This window comes from Lysinibacillus sp. FW301-JW8 (assembly GCF_058788755.1).
In genome coordinates, this window is record NZ_JBYTBB010000077.1 from 1 (window position 1) to 24,318 (window position 24,318).

Genomic DNA, 24,318 nt, shown 5'->3' on the forward strand with positions numbered 1-24,318 from the left:
GCAGGAAGCGGCTCGTCGCTCGCCCACAGGAAAGCGAGTAGCCTGGAACGGAAATCACCTTCATTTGACTTAGTAGTATTCACAAAGAGTCCCTTGACCAATTAGTTTTTCAACACTATGAGACGTCATTTAGACGTCTCTTCTACTATATCTACTAAGGAATCAAAATCTAATATCTCGCCTTTAGCCTTTGTTTTTTCCAGCACCTCTAAATATTCTTCTTTTCGATCGATGAGCCGTTCTTGCTGCAATTTTTGATATGATTGAAGAAAATCATCACTAGCTGCTTTTCCCATTAACTCACCTCATTTAGTAGTATTAATTAGCTCTATTATAATATTGGTAATTTTTTCTGACAATTAAATTTTCTTTTTTGATTATTACGTACTAAATTTAATGAAGGATAAAAGACTTAAAACGATGCTAAGAGATATTATTATATATCTAAGTCCATCCCCTATATTAATGAAAGTATGGAAGCACTCTTTTTTCCACAACCTGTTCACCAGCACTTATCCATCTACTTTTATCATGAATGTGCGCATCCTTGTCTATCGGTGTCTGAAATTGGCTTACTCCTGAAGCATCCAATAAAGAGCCCTCATCATAATCTAAGCCAACATTTGCTACATGCTTGATGACAAATGGGCTTTGAAAGCGTATTTTGGCATCTTCGTTATCCAGCTCTCCTTCTGTTACAATAAAAGGCACACGTAAATAAATTGTCTCTCCGCCCTCTTTCCACAATACCGTATCAAAGCTTCCTTTATAATACTCCCAGTTACCACCAATGGTAAATCCACGACCCTCTATTTTATCACGTAAATAGCCAAAGCCAATTTCTTTTCCCACTATCTTTGAATCAAATTGTAACAATTTTGAACCCTCCTTCCTATTACTCGCTAAAAGTCTATCCCAAAAAGAAGAATTACAAACTCTACTAGTAAAAAGTGGTCGACATCAAAATCAATTTCGCCTTGGCTTAATTGATATGGGATAAATATGTACTTATGAAGTCAATCCAATTACACTATAATTGTAAAGTGAAAAACAATCTGCCTTTTTAAATAAGCATTTATGTAAAGGAGTGTTAACTGAAATGAAAAAATTTGTAGTTAGTATGATTCTATTACTTTCTCTCTCGTTTCTTCTTGCAGGCTGTGGGAGCAAGGATGTACCTTATGACTATGAATATGACCGCTAAAATACCCTATAAAAAGTCTCGAAACCTTGTAAGAATTCGAAGTTTCGAGACGACTATTTAGCCCTAATATTTATAATTTGTATCTCTATTATTATTTTTCAAAAATTAATAAATCCTCATCTAATTTCAATTTCAAACCGCTTTCCTGACCATTTCGATCCTTTAGGTAATAATATCCTCCCTGTTGACGAATGGCATTTATTGTTGTCACCATTTCTTCTCCATTTCGTAAATCTGTTATCGTGACAGTTCCATTCGCATCAACTCTTGCCTCTGCATCAGGTTGAAGCATAGGTGTTTCCTGTTCTTGATTCCTTAAAGCTTCATTAGCTTCACCTACTTGATCCTGTTTCTTACTTTTATCGCTAGCTTCTATGTTGTTCTCTTCTATTAGCTTAGGTGTGTTTTGTGCTACCAATGCTGAATCAGAGGGCTTTGAGGAAATATCTTTACTTGGAGCTGTTGTTGCAAAGACAGTCGTAACTCCAACAGCAAATGCAAGCCCCATTAACGTAGTGGTAAGCGTTGCCTTCTTATATTTCATAATAGATTCAATCCTTTCTTTTGTTGAATGCATATTAAATGCGTTATAGAATGAGTGAAGCTGACTAGTTGGCTGAATAGCCTGTATTAATGTCAGTGCATATTCTTTGCGTTTGTTATATCCAAATTTCATTAAAACATGTTCGTCACAGGAAAGCTCTATATCACGAATTGCAAATCTATACATGATCCAAACAAATGGATTAAACCAGTGCAAGCATAAAGCAAACAGCAACAGCAGCTTCCATAATGTATCAAAGCGTTTTATATGAACGATCTCATGTGTTAGTACAAAATTTAATTTTTGCTCATTATTAAAGTCAAAATTCTTTGGGAAAATAATTTTTGGCTTTAGTAGCCCACAGGTAATTGGTGTAAAAAGCTGATCACTGTAAAAAAATTCAATTTGGCGTTTAGTGCTTTGTTTATTCAGCATTTGATCTAATACAGGATTATTATTCAATGGAAGTGCTGTATGAAAAATACGAATACTCGCCCTATATTGGATTGTGAAATATCCTGCAATTACTAAAACTCCCGCTAACCATATCCAATGATGGAGCCCAAGTGAATAGGATTTATTTACCAGTTGAGGTTCTTTATCTATCTCATACATAAAATATTGCTGGGTAGTACCAACATTCTTTATAATTAAATCCCAAAGTGATTCCACACTTATTGGTGATGTGATAGTAAAGGGATTTAGTAAGATAAAAAGCACTCCAAGCCATAAAATATGAAAAGTTCTTTTAGGAAGCTTATTAATCATCATTTTACGGAGAACTAATATAATCACTATCATTACACTTGCTGTTAGGCTCATACGGACTAAATCCAAATTCATCACCTCATTCGTATTCATCCACTATTTTTTTCAATTCAGTTATTTGATCTTTAGTAAGTCCCTTATGATGAATAAACGCAGAAAAAAATTGCTCTGGTGAGCCATCAAAAAGCTTACTAATCAACTCTGATGTCTCCTGCTCTTGAACCTCTTCCTTTGAAATAAGAGCTTTGCAAATAAAATTAGGCTCTTGTCGTTCAATAACCCCTTTTTCTATACATTTTTTAATGACTGTATATGTTGTATTACGATTCCACCCTACTTCCTCTTTTAAAATTTTTACAATTTGACTTGCTGTTAATTGCTCTTTTTCCCTCCATAAAACATCCATTACCTTTAATTCAGAATCAAAAAGTTTTACTTGCATATGCATTACTCCTTTTTTGACTATTGCAATAGTCTGTCGACACTTTCAGACTATCACAATAGTCAAATGTAAGTCAATCTTTTCTATCTATCCTCTTAAGTCCACATTGATAATGATTTTTAGTATAGTCCCATTTATTTCAAAAAAACAAAAAGACTATAGAACAATGCGGTTAATCGCCTGATCTATAATCATTTTTATTTACCTCGTATATCCAAAGGTTTGATCCCAATTCTTTTTAACCTTTTCCTACACTTTTGGATATTTAATTCTTAAGCTATAGCTAAATCCCGAAACATCAGTTTTTTTGTTGCTTTTAATACATTGTAATTATAATCCATTTGCTTGTTTAACTTTCTTTAGGTATATTATCTACATTGAATAAATAGAAGGTGAAGAAATATGCTAGAAGTCAGTGAAAGTAAATTAGCACAGTATATCATCCATTTTATAAGTGACTCACTTGTGCTAGGTGAGGAAGCATTTACACAACCCGAGGTCATGCTAGAAGCAGCTTTTACACAACTAGCATTTAGCAAAATCGATTTAGAGCAGCAATATGAATTTTTTCATGAAACTGATATTGCCTTAAATGAGGTATTTACATATGTAAGTGCTATTTTCAAAGAGGAAAAAAGCTTTCTTGAGCAATCCAAAAACATTGCCACACATTTACATAGTGTCTCTCAGCATCCTAATATTAAAAGCGGTGAATTATTTATCGGCTTGTTTGACAATTGCTTCTTCATGAATGAAGCAAAAAAAATTGTTGCCATTGTCAAAATTGATGAGAAAGAAATGTTTTTAGATGTTAAGAACGATCAAAACAAAATGATTATCCATGGTATTGACGGCATTAATGTAAAGAAAATCAATAATATGGTCATCATCGTGGATATGGGTGAGGAGCAAGTACCTGCTGTATTTATGAAAACGAAGAGAAAAGAGGATGTTGTCTATTGGCAGGAACGCTTTTTAAAGATTAAGGCAGCGGATGAGCATTATCACAAAACGAATTTGGCGTTAACAGAATGTAAAAAGTATATTCTTAAAGAGGACAATTTTTCAAATACAGAAAAGCTGGGGTTATTAAATAAAACGCTAGATTACTTTAGAAATGAAGATGAGTTTCAAGTTAATGAATATATCGAAACGGTATTCGATAAGACCGATTCCACACAAAGAGATATAATTATAAATTCTGTAAAACCCTATGAAACGATCATTTCTGAAAGTGCACTTGAAAAAGCCGAAAAGAAATATAAACGTAAAATAAAGCTTGATTCCAATATTGAAATTCAGGTCAATGTACAAAATATCGAGCAGGTAGATGAGCTAATCGAAGTAGGCTATGATGAAGCCACAAATCGCAAGTATTATAAAATTTATTTTCAAGAAGAAATCTAATCAGGTAACTCAACAAAAACAGTATACTCCTATTAGGTAGACAAATCGCGTTTAGCTAATAGGAGTATTTTTTATAGAAAATTCCCACAAAATAGCACACCCGCAATTGTTAATATGTTACAATTTAATTACTTTATAAGGGGGTTTAAATATGGCGATTATTGATGAATTACAATATTACATGGATAGCGCTTCCATTGGAATTGTACTTGAGCTTCTACTAGTAACAACTTGCCTTTCTACTATTATCTATGTGGTCACTAAAAATCAATATATTTCATACTTATCATCAGCACCGATTTTTTATTTTATGTCCTTCTTCTTCTATCACAATTCACACTTTATCTTGCTAATAGTAGCCATGACGATTCAAGCTTCCGTTATTCTCTTTATTCAAAAGAAAAATCTGTTCAAAGCACTTATAGAAAAAGACCGTACTTTAAAATCTAATTAGCACCGCTCAAGCTGCAAATAATGATTTTGCAGCTTGATTTTCTAAACATGTCCAAATGTTAATGCTCGTGCCCAATCAGGTCTCTTTAGTTTTTCACTTTGCCTTATAACATCTGTCACATCATAAGTAATATTTATCTGCTCAAAAATCCATCTACCATCACATTTTTCCACAATTGTATAATTAGCAAAGGGTGTCCCCGATTCCATTTTATAATAGAAGGGTTCATCTTCCTCATATGCAGGCAAACCGACACTTCCAGGATTAACTATAACTTTGCCATTTGGTAAATAAACAATGGCTGGTAAATGAGAATGACCACAAAATATGATATTTTGTGGAATTTCCTTGACTAGATTCATTATATCCTGTGGCTGCTTAAAAATTGCACCGTTGAGCGTTATATCATGCAATAAATACTGTTCGTCACTTTCTGGAGAGGCATGACAGAAATAAAAATCTTCTGTCTGAATGGAAAATGGCAGATTGTTTAACCAATTTTTATGCTCATTTTCCAATATATCTATTACATATTGCGCAGTTGGATTATCTGATGATGCTTGTAACAACATACGATCGCAATTACCACTAACATTTTTTATGTCCATCGTCTTTAGTAAGTCATATGTTTCTAACGGGAAAAGTGGCCCATACAGAATATCCCCCAAATTATAGATACAATCAATATTTCGGTATTGTATATCCGCTAATACCGCCTTTAATGCATCTTTATTGCCATGAATATCTGATAAAACTGCTATTTTCATAATTTCCCCACCTTATTGAATTGGATTGGTAGTTTTTCTTATGGCTCACTCTTTCTTATATCATAACAAAATCTTACATTTATCAGTACTACATTACTTCATATTTCCTTCCCACTAATGGATTAGAATGACTCTATACAAATGAATCAGGTACTCATACAATAAGTACCTGATCCAACAAAATTAACGAAATCACAATTCATAAAATGAAACAACAAAAAGGACTAGGTTCAAAATGAATGAAATACCTAGTCCCCTCTGCTGTTTCTAGAAATAAGACTTTGACAAGATTACATAAATAGCATACTACATCGTACTAAACAAATACTGAACAAAAATCAATTACGCCCCAGCGTAATTGCGTCCGGATTTTTTTCGAGCTCGCTCGAAAAGCTCCTCTTCAAAATCCGTGACATCCGCTAGGGGCTTTATCTTGATTCAGCGGGCGTTTGTACGCCCACTGAATAGGAAAAAAATCGCATTCATCTCGCCACCTATAGAGGTGGGAGTATTCTGCTGAATAAAGATAAATGCATTGATTTATTATTTTCTAAGTATCAGAAGTTTAATACCTTTATAATATTATACTCACTTTTAAAATGCATATTTATATATTTGAAAAATTAGTTACTTCCAATTTCAAGCTATCTACAAACTGATTAATTTGTTCCATTTTTACTATTAGACATAACGCTGGACCACATTCTCTTAAACCATAATTATTCTTTTCCTTTGCATCTAATACAAAAATTAATTTAAAACGAGGCTCATTTTCCTCTCTTTCATGTTCAGGAGCTTGGAACAGTCCATACTCAGGATAATAATAGGTACCATATTCAGGAATATGATAAATACACAAACCTGGATCATGGGGTTCAAGCATACTTAGATGTGTATGATCAATTTGTTTTAGATCATCTAATAATTTTAGAAAATCTCTTTTTAAGCAAGAGATTTCTGTATGTATCTCTGGAAAAGCAGGACCAGTGCGAAAATCAATACGAAATTTTACACTCCCATCATTAACTAATTTTAATTTTATTTCAACTTCACAACTGGGTTTGCTAGAATGATCCTTTAATATAGCCATAAATAAACTCCTTTTAATTAATTAAATTATGAAAAATCAATCATTCACAACTTTCCACGCTTTGCAGCATCCTTACTTCAAGTTAGGACAATTGGAAGACTTGCTTTTATTCATTGGTAAAATATTCAGTGAAATAAATTGTTAATCTATGAGTCAATATCAGCTGAACATTCTAATCCAAATTAAACATTTATCTTCATTTTTCTACTTATACTTTCCATCCCTAAATGTTTATAGAATTCAATTGCATTTGTATTGAAGTCCCAAACATTTAATTCAATAGATAAAGCTCCTCTTGCTTTTGCCCATTCTTTACAACTTTCAAATAGCAATTTTCCAATACCTTGCTTTTGAATTTCCTTTTTTACACCAAAATCATGTATATAAGCATATTTACGCTGAACCAAAGATGGAAAGGTTGGAGAAGATTCAATGCTGATTACAGCAAAACCTATAACTAATTCATTGTTCTTTGCTACAAAAATATTACTGTTGTTATCTTTAAACTGTTCTTTGAAATAAGATTCAGGCATAACAGATCCGACACTTTTGAAAACAGTTGGTTCTTCAATTACATGTTCTTCATGCCCTTCTTTTACAAGATTATTCAAAGCAAAATAATCCTCATTTGTTGCGGTACAAATATTAATGACCAACGTTAGACCCCAAAAATATCCCTTTTATGTACATTATAGCAGGGAACTATGATGCTTACCTCCTATTACTTGTATTTACGAAATTTTAAATAATATTCGTGAATAAAAGCTTTATATAGACTATATCCGGACTAAGATGTACATTGTTTTGTTGATATTTATACGTTTAATTAAATATACAAGGGGCTGTCCATCGAAATGAACTTTTATGGCAGCCTCTAATGAATATCGAAAATAGAAATAAGTTAATTTACAAGTTTTTGGTTATATTCAACCCACTTTTCCATTTCTCTCTCCACTGCTCGGTTTTGCCATTCAAACCAAATAACTGAACATTCACTACAGTGACTGTCTACGCCTTTTTTTCCATTCATATCTTTACATGTAAATATAGTCTTTTTACGACAGCTGTAACAGTAAATTTCTACATCTTTATAAAATTCCATAGCTATCAACTCCTACAATTTACACATATTTCTTTCCATTTTTCATATAAACTATACTAATTTATAAAGTAATCTTAGGTAGGAAGAATAAAAAGAAGCTAATCCTTTTCTGCTTCGTTATCGCTCTTCTAATCTAAAAGAAATCCTAAAAACACACAAAAAAATGTTACAAATGAAAATGAAGCATGCAAAAATAAATGCATGCTAAAAACCTCCCCTTATACTTAAATTTCTTATGAGCATCTTTTCACCATACGAACTTAATTCCCTTCGTTTAGTTATACAGCACATCTCCCTTAATTATCGATTCCGTAAATATTACCAGTAAAATGGGTTTTACTCTTCTTGGTTTGTAGCGTAAACTTTTTTACTTAAGAGGGGAGGAAATATTTATGTCTCAAATAAGACACGTGAAAATCTTAGGTACAGGAAAATATTTACCAAGTAAAAAAGTATATGCGCGTGAAATAGATGAATTATTAGGGGTAAAAGCAGGTTGGGTAGAACAAAAATCAGGTGTTGTTATGCGGTCTTTCATTGTAAATGAAACAGCTTCTGAAATGGCGACTTATGCAGCAATGGAAGCGATTAAAGCTTCGGGTTTACATAAAAAAGATATTGATTGTATTGTAAGTGTTAGCGGAACAATGGAACAGCCTATTCCATGTAACGCGGCACTCGTTCAAAAGCAATTAGGTTTAAGTGATTCTAAAATTCCTTGTTTTGATATTAACTCTACATGTTTAAGCTTCGTCACAGGATTGGATACGATTTCCTATTTAATACATTGTGAAAGATATAGAAACGTGCTTCTAGTATCTAGCGATATTGCCTCAGTAGGATTAAATTGGGACGCTAAAGAAAATGCCATTTTATTTGGAGATGGCGCTGCTGCTGTCGTCATCACAAAAACACCTGAAAATGAAACTTCTAAAGTACTATCTGGTCATATGGAAACATTTAGTGAAGGAGCACATAATACCGAAATTAGAGGTGGAGGCACAAAATTACATCCTACTAATCCTAAGGCACATGAAACCGACTTTTTATTTGATATGAATGGGAAATCCGTTTTTAAATTATCTTCCAAAAATATTGGCGCTTTTATGGAGAAATTATTAGCTACATCTAATTGTACAATGGATGATATCGATTTAGTTGTCCCACACCAGGCAAGCGGTATGGCAATGAGAATTTTAAGAAATAAATTGGGAATCGAAGAGGCTAAGTTCATGAACATTATTCATAATCATGGAAACACGATTGCCTCAAGTATTCCAATAGCTTTACATGAAGCCATTGTGCAAAATAAAATCCAACGCGGAAATAAAATTATGCTTATTGGAACATCGGCAGGACTTTCTATCGGAGGAGTTGTATTTGAATACTAATATTCTACTGACAGGCGGGCGTGCCCCTGCCACTTATTATTTTGCCCGTTTGTTAAAGCAGCAAGGCAAGACCTTATTTATGGTTGAAAGTTTACCTCAGCACCTATGTATGCACTCTAACCTATTTGAAAAAAACTTTCATGTTTGTTCACCTAAAAGAAATCGTGATGCCTATATTCAAGATTTAATTAAAATCATTCAAGAAAACAACATTGATTTATTAATACCAACCTGTGAAGAAGTGTTTCATATTGCCTATGGCTATGAACAGCTTTCTCAATATTGTCGGGTCTTTTGCGAACCGTTAGAAAAAATTAACGTCTTTCACCATAAAGGCTTGTTTATCAACACGTTAAGTGGTTTTTTTAGTAAATATATAACTGCCCCTTTTACTGTAGTAATCGATACAACTACTATTCACTCTAAAGCAGAGATTGCCAGTATTCTAAAAGCTAACCACATTAACTTAAGCCATGAATATGTATGTAAGCCAGCTTATTCAAGATTTGGAACTGAAGTTGCTTTTAAGAAAGAGCATGAAATAATTGAATATCTATATGTAAAAAAAACGATTTGGATTATCCAAGAAAAAATCGAGGGTATACAAATTTGTACGTATGCTATAGCAGACAAAGGCTTTTTGAAATACTATAGCGCTTATCAAACAAATGATCAGGTTGGGCTTGGTGCTACCATTTATTTTGAGCCTTTTCGTAATGCTAAATTGGAAGAATTCATGAAGCTTTACATTGAAAAATACCAATATACTGGCCAAATTGCATTTGATTTAATTATGACGAACAAGGGAGAATTTTACCCAATAGAATGCAACCCTAGAACAACTAGCGGTATTTGTCTCTTTCCTCTTCAAAAGCACGAAAATAACACTGCTTCCTATATTATTGGGACAGAGACAACCATGTTAGGCTTAGCCATGCTACAAACATTGCTCTCGAAAAATTTCTTTAAACAAATTCGTAAAATGGCGAAAGGGAAGGATATTGTATGGAATTCAAAAGATAGGAAGCCGTTCTTTGGCCAAATAAGTAGTTTTTTTTATTTATTAAAGGAAGCGAAGAGAAGAAAAATCTCTAGTTATCAAATGAGTACCTTGGATATCGAATGGAATGGAGAGGAGGGGAATTTTTAAATGAGTAATATTTTGGTTACAGGGGCAACAGGCTTTTTAGGACAGCATGTTGTAAAAAGGCTCGTTGCTAAAGGGTTTAATGTGACTGCTATTGGACGTAATAAAACAATTGGAAAAACACTTCCTAAAGATGTCCGATTTATTTCCCTTTCTTTAGAGGATAGAAAAGGGATCTTCAATGCTATGCAGAACCAAGATGTTGTTATCCATTGCGGAGCACTTTCTTCTGTTTGGGGTAAATACGAGGATTTCTATACATCTAATGTAGTCGGTACACAAAACATGGTTGATGCTGCCCTTTTGCACAATATAAAAAGGTTTGTTCATGTTTCCACACCGAGTATATATTTTAATTTGCAAGATCGATCCAAAATAGATGTTAGAGAAGACAGTGTATTGCCTAATCCTGCAATAAACTATTATGCTGACACAAAAAGAAAAGCCGAAGAGGTGGTCGATGAAGCTTTTAAAAAAGGGTTAGCTACCATCACCATAAGGCCTCGCGCGTTATTTGGTCCTGGTGATAATGCCATAATTCCTAGATTAATCAAGGCCAATCAAAAATCTGGCGTACCCTTTATAAACGAGGGAAAGGTATTAACAGATATTACATATGTTGAAAATGTTGTAGATGTCTTATGTCTTTGTCTAGATTCGGATGAAAAAACCTTTGGTAAAAAATATAACATCACAAATGGTGAGCCAGTGTATTTAGGCGAAATTCTAGAAAAAGTCTTTAATATGCTGAACCAGCCTATGAGGAAAAAAGAATTGAAATACAATAGTATATTACTAGTTGCTAATCTTTTAGAAAAAGCATATCGAATCTTCCAGATTAAAAAGGAACCTATCATCACACCTTATACGGTGACAGTATTAGCTCACTCTCAAACTTTAAATATAGATGCCGCTAAAACAGATTTAGGCTATGAACCACGCATTTCTGTTGAAGAAGGGATCCATCTATTCGCAGAATGGTGGAAAACTCAAAATGATTAGCTATAAATTATTTCATACAGGGTACTGTACGCATAATGCAAAAATAGCTTTAAAAGGAGAAGCATCCTATGAGATGAAATTTCCTGCTATGGTTGCTCTATTAAAACATCCGAATAAAGGCTATATTTTATTTGACACTGGGTATACAGAGCGTTTTTATGAAGAAACGAAAAGATTCCCTTATTCCATATATGCTAAGATCACGCCTGTCTATATAAAGCCCGAAGACAGCATCCTAGCACAACTAGCGCAAGAAAACATTTTTGCGGATGATATTCAATATATTTTTTTGAGCCATTTCCATGCCGATCATATGTGTGGATTAAAAGATTTTCCTAACAGTCAATTTATCTGCTCTAAAGAAGCCTATCTTTCAATAAAAAAAAAAAAAGATATAGGTGCTGTATTATCTGCCTATATCCCCAATCTATTACCTGCTGATTTTGAAGAACGCGTTTCTTTTATAGAAGATTCAAAAATAACTCAAATCGGTAATCCATCCATCAACACAATTATTGACATTTTTCAAAAACCTCTTTTTGATATATTTGGTGATGGGAGTTGTATTGCCATTAATTTATCAGGGCATGCAAAAGGGCAATTTGGCTTGATTTTTGAAAGTGACAAAAAGGAAACCATTTTTTTAATCGCGGATGCTGTTTGGAGAAGTGTTGGCTATAGGGAGAATCGTCCTCCTAGTAAATTAGCCTATATAATTATGGATAACGCTAAAGAATACAAAGAAAACTTTGAAAAAATGGTGCAATTGCATTCATTGGACAAAAAAATTAAAATTATTCCTACTCATTGCGAAGAACCATTTCAATAAATAGGCGAAGAGGTTAAAAATGATGAAGGTCATTAAAATTCTACAAAACTATTTAAAAGTGAAACACATACAAAAATACTCACCACAGTCCTTTCGACAATGGCAGAGCAAGCAATTACAAAAACACCTTTTATGGATAAATAAACATTCACCCTATTATAGAGAGTTGGAGTTAAAAGCATATAATGACATAACTCACTATCCTTTTATGGATAAACAAATAATGATGGATCACTTCAATGCCCTTAATACAAAAGGCGTTTTAAAAGAAGAGGCTTTCGGGGTTGCCTTAAATGCTGAAGAAAATCGAGATTTTTCCCCAAAAATCGGTAATATTACTGTAGGATTATCATCTGGAACGTCTGGAAATAGAGGGATTTTCTTAGTTTCAGAAGAAGAACAAACAGCCTGGGCAGGGACGATTTTGGCGAAATTGCTGCCTAATGGTTTTAAAAACAAAGAAAAAATTGCCTTCTTTCTACGTGCAAACAGCAATTTGTATGAGTCTGTAAATAATAAAAAAATAGAATTTTCATTTTTTGATTTACTAGATAGCTTTGAATCCCATATAAAAAGATTAAATGCCTATCAACCAACGATTATTGCAGCACCTCCTTCAATTGTTAGACGCTTGGCTCAAGCTGTAAAAGAAAATAAACTAGCCATACAACCTATCAAAATTATTACAATGGCAGAAGTTTTGGACCCTTTAGACCAAGTATTCATTGAAAATATATTTCAACAAAAGGTTCATCAAGTCTATCAATGTACAGAGGGTTTCCTAGGATGTTCTTGCTCACATGGAACGATTCATTTAAATGAAGATATCGTTTATATCGAAAAAGAATTCTTAAATTCGGAGAAAACGAAATTTTTTCCGATTATCACTGATTTTAGAAGACGTACACAGCCCATTATTCGTTATCGTTTAAACGATATTCTCACAATAAAATCCGAGCCTTGCCCTTGTGGCTCTTCAATGTTGGCGATTGAACAAATTGAGGGACGTATGGATGACTTATTTATTTTAAAAGATAGACACCATGATCATCTAGCATACGTTTTTCCTGATTTTATTCGACGAGCTTGTATTACCGCTTCGGAAAACCTAAAAGAATATAGAGTTATTCAACATAGCGAAAATAAAATCGAGGTCCAATGTTTAGTGTTTGATGAAGAGCGACGACAAGAAACTGAACAAAGCATTCAAGCAAATTTAATGGTCTATTTACAAGAAAACTACCACTGCCCTTTTATCACTTTCAATCCATATGAAGAACAAGACCAATTAACAAAACTGAAACGGATTGAAAATAAAATGGCAGTTAAAGAGGTTGTTCAAAATGCTGAATGATGATAAAGGCACTCTATTTAACAACAATAATATGCATGAATTAGATTGGCATTTCTATGAAAACGGAGCATTTTTACAAGAGTATTTCGAAGATATGATTACTGACACAGCAGCTTATATCCAAAACGTAGAAACAGACATTTTTTTTGCAGCAATTGGACGTAAATTAATACCCTGTACAATCAATGACAGCACCTACGAAAATTCATATGTTTGTTCACCATATACGCATTATATTTCCTATGCAAAGGAAGAATTGCGCTTTATTTCTTCAAAACCGTTAAGAGTTGTTCTTAAAGCTATTATTAATCAATTTGGCTATATAGCAAAGAAAATGGAAATGAATAAAATCGTTTATATTAACAATTATTGCCTTTCCACAAACCTAATAACGTCTTTAACAGCAGAGGAAATTTTTATATTAAGGGAGTTGCTGATTAAACATTTTCCCAAACACCAACTTGGCTTTCGATCTATAAATGAAATTTGTCATAAAAATATGATGGAGGGGTTTGAAAAAGAGGGGTTTGTTTTATTACCTAGTCGCTATATTTACATATCTACGAACGAAAGACTAAATACACCTACTAAAAGTGAAAGAAAAAAACGAAAACATGATGAGAAATGTTTAACCAAGGATATGACGATTGTTTCTAATAAAGAATTAGCAACAGCAGATATTGAAAGAATCGTTGAGCTTTATCATCAATTATATATAGAAAAGTACTCTGATTTAAACCCACAATTCACCTATACATTCATTGAAAAGATGCTGAAAAAGAATTTGTTCATTTTTCAAGGAGTTAAAATCAACGGTCAATTAGAAGCTATTTCTGGAACCTTTGTGTTAAGCAATATGATGACAAATCCGATTTACGGTTACAATCTTTCATTATTTCCGAAATACCAACTCTATAGAATTCTGAGACACTTAAACACAACATTAGCTCTAGACAATAAATTTTTATATCATCAAAGTGCAGGCGCTGGTCACTTTAAAAAGGCTAGAAGCGGTGTAGGAACACCTGAATATACAGCCCTCTACGTCAACCATCTTCCCTTCTATAAAAGGTGTTATTGGAAACTTTTATCTTTCTTGCTTAAGAAAATTGGAATCCCTTTAGTTGAAAGGCTAGAATTATAAAATCTAAAAACTAGAAAAATGAAATTGCCGAGGTTGTGTGATTTACACAACCTCGGCAATTTCAAACTAACTCCAGAACATTTTCATTTCTAAAGCAAGCAAACATGCGAACATACATGGTACAGATTAAATTACATAAACAATTAAATAAAAGGAGAACAGTTTTATTTCTTCTTCATTAATCGTGATTCTATGAAGACCAAAAGTTACATGTTACCCTTATATATTTTCGTCAAAATGAATCTCTTCAAAATAAAGAAAAATTTCCTTTTTTTAGTCAATTCACTTTCACCAAGCACAATCGTCTTTTGAATATTCTCTCGATTTGCATTATCCATTGCTTTTCGGACTTTTTTATCACTTAACTCAGCCTCTATACGAAGCATTCGTTAGTCAAATAGTAAATTGGTTAGTATATATCTTAACTTATAAAATTCTTTGAAAATCTTTACGTATACAGGATTGCTTTAGTTTTTTTGTTTTCAATAAATATTTAATATCAGAGATATTGTCATATGAAAGTTGAATGTAAAAGTAATTGATAAATTCCAAAACTGCAAAAATATAAATAAAAGCTGCAGTTATCAATCCTTTTATAGGTAGCGAAGAATAAAATTGCACGAAATCAATTACGAACATAACAATTGAAACAAAAACTAAGATAATATTAATTAATTTTAAGCGTTTTAATAGTCTAACTATCCATACAGGTGTCATAGACATATTTTCAAATCTTAATCGCTTTAATTTCGAATACCAATAAATAGTCCCTTGCAGTAAAAGAAATTCTAAAAGAAAAAATGATATCCAAAAAGAATACAGTGAATATAATTGCAAATTAGGAAAAGCCCTATCAACATAATAACTAACAAAAATAAACAAAATTGTCGCAGATAATTCTCCTGAATATAAATAAGACAGTCTCTTTTCCAACTTTTTCTTACCTATTTTTTCATACCTCCCTCTTTAAAAAACTCCCTATCACGGAATAATCTTGTATGGTTTATTTAAGTAAAGCCCTCATTAGCACAATAAGAAAACTATGCCCTTAGTTAGTCAGTAATAACATTCAAAATTGTTCCCGCCACTGTAAATCTTAATTTCAATTTATCTTATAAAGATATGGACCACACATTGATTCATGTGTCTGAACATATGTCCAAGTAAAGTTTTTATCAAATATATATACATCTTGTTGAGTATCAAAATCCCTTGATATCACTTCATTAGCATTTGTATAAAGGAATATTATTGGTGAACCTTGATACATTACATAAAATTCTTGTTTAGATAAAGTATCAAATGCTTTTCTGGCAACTTCTTTTTCTAAGCATTCTTGCTTCTCATAACTGAAAATATGCCATTTAAACTGTTCATAATTTATTTCTTCTTTTAATTCTTTACTAATATTTTGTGCGAATGTCTTATCCCAAAAATCATAAATTTTCTCTGGTTCATTAACTAATTCTATGACTACACCTTTTTCACGTAAGTTTTGTTTAAATTTATAATCTTCTTGGATAAAAACTATTGACCAATAAACATTTTCTAATTCTTCCTCTGGTAAACAGTCTAAGATTTTATCAATTTTATCTCTAATCATCTTTTCCTCCAATAACGAATTATAGAAATCCGTTTTTTATAAAAATCGAACTTTTTTATTACTTCTTCAACTCCCCTGCTTTGTTATTTTAATAATTCGATAACACTCTAACCTGGTGAGTCTGTAGTTAAAAAACACATAGCCAATAAAATCAACTAAATACTAATCGCTTCATATCTTATGACTCCTATCAGACCATACTTCCACTAATCTACTTTGTAATTTAATAATACTTCATAACACTTTCATTTGGATAACTATTTCCATTTATCATTCCAGCCAATTATCTAATGATGGTTCACCATATACTTTATCAACTTACTATTTAAACGTTCTACAGCCTTACTATATTCCCCTACAAATACGGCTCTTAATGCTTAGCAACTGCCAGTACACTTTCTTTAATATTCATAGCAAAGCTCCCCATCAGCTTCTGCGTATTGATACACTGCTTAATTGATTATAATTTCAACGTTGACCATGACAAATTTTTTTTTTACTAATATCACTAGTTAACGATTCTAACAATTTATCCATATCCGTTGTATTAGTGAATAATGGCGTTTCACCTACTTTTGTGCAAAAGAAAAAGCATCCTCAAAAGAGGACACTTTAATAATGTTTGTTATTAAGTTATTACTTGCTTACTGAACAATATTTAACTCTGTAAAGTAACCCAATCTTTTCTAAGCAATCCCATATAATAAATATCGTAAAATCTGCCAAATCTAAATAGTTCTTCTTTTAAAGTCCCTTCCAAAGAAAACCCACATTTTTCATAAGAAGCAACTGCTCTTTTATTAAAACTAAATACCTGAAGTTTCACTTTATTTAAATTCATATAATTGAATATAAAGTCGATCAATACCTTCATCGAATCTGTTCCATAGCCTTTCCCTTGGTATGCGGTCCCAATGGAAACGCCAACATGACAAGAGCTGTTTTTCCAATTCACTGAGTAAACAGATATCGTCCCAATAAAGATTTTCTCTTCTTTCAGCTCAATCCCGAATATATATTCATCTTTTTCAGGATTTACTTCACTTAGAAACTTTTCATGGTCACTTTTAGTTGGTGGAAATGGAATCCCGTCATTCATTAATAATCGACTTTCCACCACATCTTCAATTCCATAGAAATTTTCATAATCATCTTTTGTAATTTTACGTAAAACGATTTTATCACCTGTTAGAAAATTTTCAATATAATGCTCTATCATTTTTATCCCTCAATTAATACGCAGGGAACAGCAGTAAGGGTTATTCTACTGAACCCTTGCTAATTTTTTGCTTCATTGATCCTTTTAAAACTTCTAACACAATACATGCCATCAAGAGTTCATCTCCCTTTACTTATGATATAGTTGAATTGTATATAAATTTAGCAACTTTTTCAATCCAATTATTTAACAAGTAAATCTTTAGCTATTTCTTCGATAACCTCCCCTGCACAATATGGAACGATTAAACATCCGCTCTTTAAATCTCGTTGGGCAATTGAAAGTTTTTTCTTTGGATTAAACAAACTTGAACGTGCCTATTCTATTCAGGACAACAAGAAATGCCATATTTTATTCGCAGCCCTTATTGTCTGAAAAAATGCATGGGTTAGGAGCACGAAGCACATGAATGTTTTATTGTAATGTTTGCACCCCTTGCATAAAACGCTGTATAAATAATGTTCATTAGAAAAAACACAAAACGTTGATCTAACAACATTTTGTGGCTTTTTGATGTATTTCCAAACTTTTATTTGGGAACGTTATTTTGAATGCATTTGTATAATAATATCTATTCATCGAAGGTCCACAATTTATCTTTAAAAATTACAAATCACCAATAATTTCCGATATTAGTAATAAGTAAACTTTACTCGGAGGTATTGAATGAAAATTACACAGTCACAGGTAATCCCTCAAACGATTACTATACAAAAGACAGATACAGTAAAACAGCGAACAAACGCCCAAGAACAGCTTGATAGCTATACGCCGGCGAATAGACAAGAGCTATGGGGCTATTCCGTAAACGAAGTAAAAAAATTTGTGCCGAATACATTTACACACCCGAACTGGAACCTAATTCCAACAAAGGGCATGGAAACACCGTCCCAAGAACAATTAGTGGCACAAATTCAGGATCTCGCACGTAATATTCCCGATAAGAAAACAGGCACGAAAGAGGAATGGGATATATTTTGGGCGAAGAAAATTCAATTGAGGGTACAGTACACATCACTCGTATCACCTGACCGTAAAGCACTCCACGCAGCGGCGTTAAAGGTAGCGAAAAAAGTGGAGGAAGAACAACCAAAACATACACGTCCATTAACATTAGTCGACTATTTAATTACGGTTGATTTAGATTTAACTTTAGATCCGGAGACTAGAAAAATGATGCACAACGCAAGTATTACACCGATTCATCGAACAGGCGGTGGCTACGATTATGAAATAAACTATGGCGGGCAAGTCGTGATGAGAAGTATAAATGGTAGTTGGGGTTATGAAGCAACACCAGCTGAACTCGCACGACAAAATGAATTTGAACGTATTTTTGAGGCGGCGCAGGTAGGGTAGCATGTGAAATATAAGTTTTATATCTAATGGATGAAGCCATTTATTAAAACGTATAACCACACATAGTAAAAAGCCATTTTGAGTGTTTTAAAATGGCTTTTTACTATGTGGTATTGGTTCCCAAAGCGTCGTTTGGTAATCTTTCATGAAAAGTTGTTATTCAACAATCTGGCCCTTTAATGAAAACGAGCGCCAATCCTTATTACAGAATCGCGCCCGATTGTAGAATAAGAACCTTTCTCTCAACTAATATCAAGAAGTAAACAAAATGTGGCTTCTTCTTGTCTAAAAGTTAAACGATAAAATAATTCACTTAATGATTCAAAATTTTCAATTAGATTTATTATTACTTTTTAAAACTGGTATCCATATTTCGCTTTTGAAAGTTCGTGAGGTTACATTTTTATCTTCATTCCATAGAATTTCTGGACCTTCTATTTGTTCATAATTTGAGGATGGAAACCATTCTGAATAAATGCGCCCCCACACATCTTGTAGCGTATCTGGAAATGGTCCGATTGCTTCGAAAATAGCCCAAGTTGAGGCAGGAACTTCAAGTTGCGCAAGGTTATTTTGACACTCTTTTGTTGTGGCTACTCCAATATAGTGATCAAGCCTTCCTTTTTCCTCCATTCTGCCTTCAGAAAAGTTCGTGGAGGCACTAATTAGTCCTAAAGGCGTAACATTAGAAAGTTTTTTTAGTTTATTTATCGTTTCATCATCTAAACTTTCCCACATTGAAGCAATTTCTTGATTAACCCCCCTGAAAATAATAGGCACTCTTTTTTTAATACCAACAATGCGAAATGCTTCTTTTTCTTCAATACGATAGTTCATTTCATTTCCTCCTTTGATTGATAACTGGAAGGTCATTTGTGGGTAAGCTTTAAGTGAATGGCCATTATTTCTAGCTTCTGAAGGTGTTATACCATGCAAATTTTGAAAAGCTCGTGTAAAAGAATCTGGTGAGTTATACCCGTATTTCATTGCAATATCAATAACCTTTACGCTACTATCTATAAGCTCAAATGCTGCAAGAGTAAGCCGTCTGCGACGAATGTATTCCGATAGGGAAATACCTGCAAGGAAGGAAAACATCCTTTTAAAATGATATTCGGAGCAGAAAGCTATCCTAGCTACTTCTTTGAAGTCAATTTCATTAGTAAGATTTTCTTCAATATACTTTAATGCTCCATTCATGTTTTTAAGCAAATCCATTTATGTGACCTCCTTTATCAAAAGAATAGCAGGAGTTGAATGTACCCATCCGATATTTCGTGCACAATTATGTAGGGTACCTATAAGTAATAATTTATATTATTCCATTAAATGACCCTTTAATGAAAGCTAATCCTTATTACAGAATCGCGCCAGATTGTTGAATAACTATTTTTTATTATTAATAGCGTTTTCTCATATATTTCTATATCTATTTTAGGCAGTATATATACTAACAATTTTCTCGTTTAATAAAATCTCTTTTTCTTTTTTTAAACCATTTTTTATTGTGAACGGACTACATTCACGTTTAAAACATTGGATAAATCTTTTTAAAGGTGTTGATTCTAAATACCTCGATAATTACTTAGCGCGGTTTTTATTTGTAGATAGTCATAGCAATGAAAGCACAAAAAAATGACAGAAACATATCGTAGTTTACGTCTGTCGAAGTTTATTATTTAGTAGTTCAATGACTATTGAAGATACTTTTAATAAAAATTAGAGCCACAGTTTAGTGACTCTAATTTTTATGTCTATTCTTTACAAAAATCTACAAATTTTTTTGCCTGTATTAAGGACATATCTGTTTGTTCTCTCACAAACTTCACCGCTTTAATTTCACCGACGGACTTTATTTTCTCTTTTACTAAGGCAATCAGTTCCTCATTATAGATTTTAGTATAATCCATTTTTCCGACCTCCTCTAATCTATAATACCTTATACGACTACTTTAACCATTTAGTTTCAAATATATATTAATACCACAAAAAGACATTTGTAAAAATAAGGAAAAATGATTGTGAGGGTTCATATTTACTAGATAAAAACAACATTTAAATTTAAAGATCGTAGCAGCACTTTGGACATTTCTGTGCCCGATAAATTCTTCACATTCCTTATTAAAGAAATGCGCCCGTTTGCAGTATAACTTCTATCCCATTTTTAAATCATTCAGCATCGTTACCTTTATCATATAAATCTTTTATAGGAATTACATCGGTTTTATCTTTATATTGTATAGTTACCTTATCTTCATCCGTTAGTTTCTTCTTCTTCCCATTGTACAGTAATAATGTGTTTTCATCTGCAAATGTGAAAGAAATGCCACTCCCATCTTTTAAGAGTTCTGCTGGGGTAGAGAAATCGTTCCTTTTTTCATACACAAATATAGTATGTGTATATCCCTCATCTGTTTTTGCATCTGTTAAAATTATATAATGATTGTCCTTTTTTGCTTTGAATAAGAGCGTAGCCATCGTGCCCTGACTCTGAATGTTTGTTTCAACATTACCTGAACTTGCTTGCCACATATTTACAAACACAAAGTAATAAGCAGTTATCAGAACAAGAAACATTGCTAGTAGTGATGATACGATAACTAAGATCTTTTTTCTATTTTTGGAGCGTACCTTTTTGAAATAATCAATGTTCCTTTTATCTTTTCTTCTCTCATTTTCATCTTCTGAAAATAAATCTCCCTTCATTTTGTTTAAATAATTTCGGCATTCTTCACATTGATCCATATGTTTTTCTATCTGTTCGTTTGTTTCTTCACTTGTTAATTTATCAATATAAGCAGGAGCCAAATCCTTAAATACACTATGTTTCATAACCCTACTCATCCTTTCTGATTTCAAGTTTTGCTCTATAAAAAGTCACTCTTGCCCAGTTTTCTGTCCTTTCAAATATTGAACCAATTTCTTTGAACGATAAGTCACCCAACAATCTTAAATAAAGTATTTCTCGTTTATCCTCACTGAGTTGATGAGCCTTTTTAAAAAACATAACTTTATCCTCGTTTTTTATATACTCATCTTCCAAGTCGTAAAATGTTGTGCTTTCACTTTTTAGTGAGTCCTTCAATTGTTGGTTTTTATTTTTATGGTTTAATTCTTGCAGCCATATGTTTTTAGCAATTGCACAGAGCCACGTGGAAAACTTGGCTTTACCATTATCGTGAAAGTTATTAATGGATTTAATCGCTTGATAAAATGTTTCTTGAGTTAGCTCTTCTGCTAAATCAAGGTTGTTTGTCAAAGTTAACAAGTATTTAAAAATAAAATCCCCATAATCTTGGTATATATTGTCCTTATCCACTGCCACCCTCCCTTTTCCGTCTGGCCATTCACCTATGTATCACAAAATTATTGATTTCGTTACAACATTTTAAAAAAATTTTATAACAGATGCAGATATTCACTTATTCAATTAAATGACCCGTTTGTTGAATAAATTAACTAACATTTATAAATACATTTATTACTTTTCAAACGACTAATCAAACTTTAATACAAATGATCAAACTTTTTTATAATCCTACATTATAAATTATCATCGTTAAACTGCCCTTTCTAGGAACACTATTTAAATGATTAAAAAAGAATTGATTGATTAATAAAAATTAATGAAATATGGGTTGCCTTGAAGTCTGCTCGGCTAATTGTATGCAAATAGTTACACTTAACCTTTTTGCGGCTTAGTTCAATAACAGTCACGAAACGACTTAGTAATACCTTTTTTGTGTAGAAAATGTGTAGAAACTTTTCATTTTCTATCCTTTTTTAAAACGTATTCTCAAAAAAAGGAAAAGCGCTTCAAACCCTTGATACTAAAGGATTTGAAGCGCTTTTCACTTGGTTCAAACTTGTTCTATCTGAACCTTTAGACGTCCCAGGAGGACATACTAAAACCTTGATATATCAATGGTTTGCAGCTATAATGTTTACCTTTTGTTTACCTTACTTTTAAGACCACCCTTCACGGAGTGGTCTTTTTAAGGATGATTTAATTAAAGCACCTAGTTAGTTTAATAAGAAAAAATCATTTTCTTGCTAAATATAAATCAATCGTATCGTATACCTTTAATTTATCCCCAAAATCTATAATCGCTTCTCTAATCTCTTTTTCTAACATTATTTTTGTATTATAAGGCAGACTTCTATGGTCAGAATAAGTATTTAATAATGCAATGTAGTCATTCGAAGAAAATATTCGAGTTAAATGATATAACTTAAACACTACATCCTTAAATCCATAAGATTCAATGGTCTTAAACCTGTTGTTATATTTCTTCGTGTCATTTTCTATTATTTTAGTATTGGAAGGTCTATATTTTTGGTATATTCCTTGAATTTGCTTATGCAATTCATCGTTTTCTCGTGATACAAATGGTCTGTTCCAAAATAATGCCAGTGTACCATTTTTTTTTAATAATTTGGAGACTCGAGGGTAACCTTTTTCTTCTGGAATCCAATGAAATGCAGTAGCTGAATAAATTAAGTCTATACTCTCATATGGACACACAAAGTCTTCAAATGCTGAATTATGTACCCTGAAATTTTCATATTCTCGAAACTTTAACTTAGTATAGTCTGCAAGGTCTTTTCCTAATTCGACTGCCGTTAATTCACAGCCTTTATCCAGAAAAGGTTTTGTCGCTTGACCTGTGCCAATTCCAATTTCAATAATTTTTTTGCCATACTCTACTTGAGAATAATTCAAAATATCTTTAAATAATTCATCACAATATGTTGGTCTCCATTTATCGTAATTCCCTACATCCTCATTAAATATAAATCGTTTATCCAATTTATTTTCCTCCGAATATATTGTTACCACACTATTAATACAAGAAAATGAAATGCCCTTATAGAACAATTGAAATTAATAGTTCAAATATAGTTATATCTTATTTAATTAAACTGCTTCCTAGTTTAATAATACCTCATTTAATTTTTATATGGATAACTATTTCCATTTACCACTCCAGCCAATTATCTATGTTTGGTCTACTATTTATTTGTGTACGCCAATCACGTTCATTAAGCCAATTATAGAAAGGCACTAGACGCTCTTTATTAGGAGTTTCTTCTATTATAAGATGATTTACTCAACTTCCTATCGGAACGCTCTACAGCCTTACTATACGCCCCTACAAATACGGCTCTTTTGATATTCCTAGTAAACTTCAATATTATTAATGTTGGAGATAGATAAAATATAAATGAGGATTTCAAAATGAACAAACTAGAACAAACAACTCAAGAATTACTGGAAGCTGGTTATACGATTGAGGAAATTAAAGCAGCCTTTGAGGAAGTCATTGAACAAGCTAAACAGTCCAATTCAGATTGTGAGACAGATAACTAACAAAGTTGTCTGTTTTTTATGGCTCTTCACCAAAACATGTGCTCGACTAAGAGCCATACTGAATCCATTCGGCATTGCATTCTAGTAAAATTGTCTCTTTATAGTGCTGCGGATTGCGCGT

26 protein-coding genes and 1 pseudogene are annotated in these 24,318 nt (G+C 32.6%); 11 read left to right on the plus strand and 16 right to left on the minus strand.

Annotation, left to right across the window (positions count from 1 at the left end):
- Nucleotides 1-125 precede the first annotated feature (125 nt).
- The 4 genes from AC3WOM_RS23015 to AC3WOM_RS23030 all read right to left on the minus strand — a co-directional run bounded on the left by AC3WOM_RS23015 (nt 126) and on the right by AC3WOM_RS23030 (nt 2,958).
- Complete coding sequence (locus tag AC3WOM_RS23015) at nt 126-296, minus strand: hypothetical protein (RefSeq protein WP_427542117.1); 171 nt, start codon at nt 294-296, stop codon at nt 126-128.
- Nucleotides 297-462: 166 nt separating this feature from the next.
- On the minus strand, nt 463-876 hold the full coding sequence (locus AC3WOM_RS23020) for a YugN family protein (RefSeq protein WP_427542120.1): 414 nt from the start codon (nt 874-876) through the stop codon (nt 463-465).
- 419 nt (nt 877-1,295) lie between these two features.
- Nucleotides 1,296-2,585 (minus strand): M56 family metallopeptidase, encoded by a 1,290-nt coding sequence (locus tag AC3WOM_RS23025; protein ID WP_427542123.1) that lies wholly within the window; start codon nt 2,583-2,585, stop codon nt 1,296-1,298.
- Nucleotides 2,586-2,595: 10 nt separating this feature from the next.
- Nucleotides 2,596-2,958 (minus strand): BlaI/MecI/CopY family transcriptional regulator, encoded by a 363-nt coding sequence (locus tag AC3WOM_RS23030; protein WP_427542126.1) that lies wholly within the window; start codon nt 2,956-2,958, stop codon nt 2,596-2,598.
- A 402-nt stretch (nt 2,959-3,360) separates the two neighbouring features.
- Between AC3WOM_RS23030 and AC3WOM_RS23035 the strand changes: the two genes are divergently transcribed.
- Nucleotides 3,361-4,365, plus strand: a complete 1,005-nt coding sequence (locus AC3WOM_RS23035) for a nucleoid-associated protein (RefSeq protein WP_427542129.1) — start codon at nt 3,361-3,363, stop codon at nt 4,363-4,365.
- Between the two features lie 151 nt (nt 4,366-4,516).
- Nucleotides 4,517-4,819 carry a hypothetical protein gene (locus AC3WOM_RS23040; protein ID WP_427542132.1) on the plus strand — a complete coding sequence of 101 codons (303 nt, stop codon included), beginning with the start codon at nt 4,517-4,519 and terminating at the stop codon, nt 4,817-4,819.
- Nucleotides 4,820-4,860: 41 nt separating this feature from the next.
- On the opposite strand, the gene AC3WOM_RS23045 is transcribed toward AC3WOM_RS23040, so the two are convergent.
- From AC3WOM_RS23045 to AC3WOM_RS23060, 4 genes are all read right to left on the minus strand, one after another.
- Complete coding sequence (locus tag AC3WOM_RS23045; protein WP_492448494.1) at nt 4,861-5,586, minus strand: metallophosphoesterase family protein; 726 nt, start codon at nt 5,584-5,586, stop codon at nt 4,861-4,863.
- Nucleotides 5,587-6,193: 607 nt separating this feature from the next.
- Nucleotides 6,194-6,676 (minus strand): hypothetical protein, encoded by a 483-nt coding sequence (locus tag AC3WOM_RS23050; RefSeq protein WP_492448495.1) that lies wholly within the window; start codon nt 6,674-6,676, stop codon nt 6,194-6,196.
- A gap of 182 nt (nt 6,677-6,858) precedes the next feature.
- Nucleotides 6,859-7,332, minus strand: coding sequence for a GNAT family N-acetyltransferase (locus AC3WOM_RS23055; RefSeq protein WP_492448496.1), 474 nt, complete (start codon nt 7,330-7,332; stop codon nt 6,859-6,861).
- A 245-nt stretch (nt 7,333-7,577) separates the two neighbouring features.
- Nucleotides 7,578-7,778 carry a hypothetical protein gene (locus AC3WOM_RS23060; protein WP_427542144.1) on the minus strand — a complete coding sequence of 67 codons (201 nt, stop codon included), beginning with the start codon at nt 7,776-7,778 and terminating at the stop codon, nt 7,578-7,580.
- 392 nt (nt 7,779-8,170) lie between these two features.
- Here AC3WOM_RS23060 and AC3WOM_RS23065 point away from each other — a divergent pair, with 392 nt between their 5' ends.
- The 6 genes from AC3WOM_RS23065 to AC3WOM_RS23090 are packed head-to-tail and all read left to right on the plus strand — an operon-like array spanning nt 8,171 to nt 14,645.
- On the plus strand, nt 8,171-9,169 hold the full coding sequence (locus AC3WOM_RS23065; RefSeq protein WP_427542147.1) for a beta-ketoacyl-ACP synthase III: 999 nt from the start codon (nt 8,171-8,173) through the stop codon (nt 9,167-9,169).
- Nucleotides 9,159-10,319, plus strand: coding sequence for an ATP-grasp domain-containing protein (locus AC3WOM_RS23070; protein WP_492448497.1), 1,161 nt, complete (start codon nt 9,159-9,161; stop codon nt 10,317-10,319). The genes AC3WOM_RS23065 and AC3WOM_RS23070 overlap by 11 nt, the downstream gene beginning before the upstream one ends.
- Nucleotides 10,320-11,318, plus strand: a complete 999-nt coding sequence (locus tag AC3WOM_RS23075) for an NAD-dependent epimerase/dehydratase family protein (protein WP_492448498.1) — start codon at nt 10,320-10,322, stop codon at nt 11,316-11,318.
- The gene (locus tag AC3WOM_RS23080) at nt 11,311-12,147 is read left to right on the plus strand and encodes an MBL fold metallo-hydrolase (protein ID WP_492448499.1); all 837 of its coding nucleotides are present in this window, start codon (nt 11,311-11,313) and stop codon (nt 12,145-12,147) included. Before AC3WOM_RS23075 ends, AC3WOM_RS23080 begins: the two co-directional genes overlap by 8 nt.
- Before the next feature lie 22 nt (nt 12,148-12,169).
- Nucleotides 12,170-13,501, plus strand: coding sequence for a F390 synthetase-related protein (locus AC3WOM_RS23085; protein WP_492448512.1), 1,332 nt, complete (start codon nt 12,170-12,172; stop codon nt 13,499-13,501).
- Nucleotides 13,491-14,645, plus strand: a complete 1,155-nt coding sequence (locus tag AC3WOM_RS23090) for a hypothetical protein (RefSeq protein WP_492448500.1) — start codon at nt 13,491-13,493, stop codon at nt 14,643-14,645. Before AC3WOM_RS23085 ends, AC3WOM_RS23090 begins: the two co-directional genes overlap by 11 nt.
- Before the next feature lie 426 nt (nt 14,646-15,071).
- Here AC3WOM_RS23090 and AC3WOM_RS23095 read toward each other — a convergent pair whose 3' ends face one another.
- The 3 genes from AC3WOM_RS23095 to AC3WOM_RS23105 all read right to left on the minus strand — a co-directional run bounded on the left by AC3WOM_RS23095 (nt 15,072) and on the right by AC3WOM_RS23105 (nt 17,467).
- Entirely contained in the window at nt 15,072-15,593 is a 522-nt protein-coding gene (locus tag AC3WOM_RS23095; RefSeq protein WP_492448513.1) for a general stress protein, read from the minus strand.
- Between the two features lie 154 nt (nt 15,594-15,747).
- Nucleotides 15,748-16,248: a DUF4275 family protein gene (locus tag AC3WOM_RS23100; protein ID WP_492448501.1), complete on the minus strand. Its 501-nt coding sequence runs from the start codon at nt 16,246-16,248 to the stop codon at nt 15,748-15,750.
- A gap of 658 nt (nt 16,249-16,906) precedes the next feature.
- Nucleotides 16,907-17,467, minus strand: a complete 561-nt coding sequence (locus tag AC3WOM_RS23105) for a GNAT family N-acetyltransferase (protein ID WP_492448502.1) — start codon at nt 17,465-17,467, stop codon at nt 16,907-16,909.
- Between the two features lie 666 nt (nt 17,468-18,133).
- Here AC3WOM_RS23105 and AC3WOM_RS23110 point away from each other — a divergent pair.
- On the plus strand, nt 18,134-18,826 hold the full coding sequence (locus AC3WOM_RS23110) for a hypothetical protein (protein ID WP_492448504.1): 693 nt from the start codon (nt 18,134-18,136) through the stop codon (nt 18,824-18,826).
- 330 nt (nt 18,827-19,156) lie between these two features.
- On the opposite strand, the gene AC3WOM_RS23115 is transcribed toward AC3WOM_RS23110, so the two are convergent.
- Nucleotides 19,157-20,044: an AraC family transcriptional regulator gene (locus AC3WOM_RS23115; protein WP_492448505.1), complete on the minus strand. Its 888-nt coding sequence runs from the start codon at nt 20,042-20,044 to the stop codon at nt 19,157-19,159.
- A 289-nt stretch (nt 20,045-20,333) separates the two neighbouring features.
- On the opposite strand from AC3WOM_RS23115, the pseudogene AC3WOM_RS23120 reads away from it, so the two are divergent.
- Nucleotides 20,334-20,509, plus strand: a pseudogene (locus tag AC3WOM_RS23120) (IS1595 family transposase); the annotation flags it as partial.
- Between the two features lie 71 nt (nt 20,510-20,580).
- On the opposite strand, the gene AC3WOM_RS23125 reads toward AC3WOM_RS23120, so the two are convergent.
- The 4 genes from AC3WOM_RS23125 to AC3WOM_RS23140 all read right to left on the minus strand — a co-directional run bounded on the left by AC3WOM_RS23125 (nt 20,581) and on the right by AC3WOM_RS23140 (nt 23,636).
- A complete protein-coding gene (locus AC3WOM_RS23125) occupies nt 20,581-20,736 on the minus strand; it encodes a hypothetical protein (RefSeq protein WP_162832712.1) in 156 nt (51 codons plus the stop codon).
- Nucleotides 20,737-20,995: 259 nt separating this feature from the next.
- Complete coding sequence (locus tag AC3WOM_RS23130) at nt 20,996-21,658, minus strand: zf-HC2 domain-containing protein (RefSeq protein WP_492448507.1); 663 nt, start codon at nt 21,656-21,658, stop codon at nt 20,996-20,998.
- 4 nt (nt 21,659-21,662) lie between these two features.
- Nucleotides 21,663-22,145 (minus strand): RNA polymerase sigma factor, encoded by a 483-nt coding sequence (locus tag AC3WOM_RS23135; RefSeq protein WP_492448508.1) that lies wholly within the window; start codon nt 22,143-22,145, stop codon nt 21,663-21,665.
- Between the two features lie 723 nt (nt 22,146-22,868).
- On the minus strand, nt 22,869-23,636 hold the full coding sequence (locus tag AC3WOM_RS23140; RefSeq protein WP_492448509.1) for a class I SAM-dependent methyltransferase: 768 nt from the start codon (nt 23,634-23,636) through the stop codon (nt 22,869-22,871).
- A gap of 429 nt (nt 23,637-24,065) precedes the next feature.
- On the opposite strand from AC3WOM_RS23140, the gene AC3WOM_RS23145 reads away from it, so the two are divergent.
- A complete protein-coding gene (locus AC3WOM_RS23145; RefSeq protein WP_492448510.1) occupies nt 24,066-24,197 on the plus strand; it encodes a hypothetical protein in 132 nt (43 codons plus the stop codon).
- The last annotated feature ends 121 nt before the right edge of the window (nt 24,198-24,318 follow it).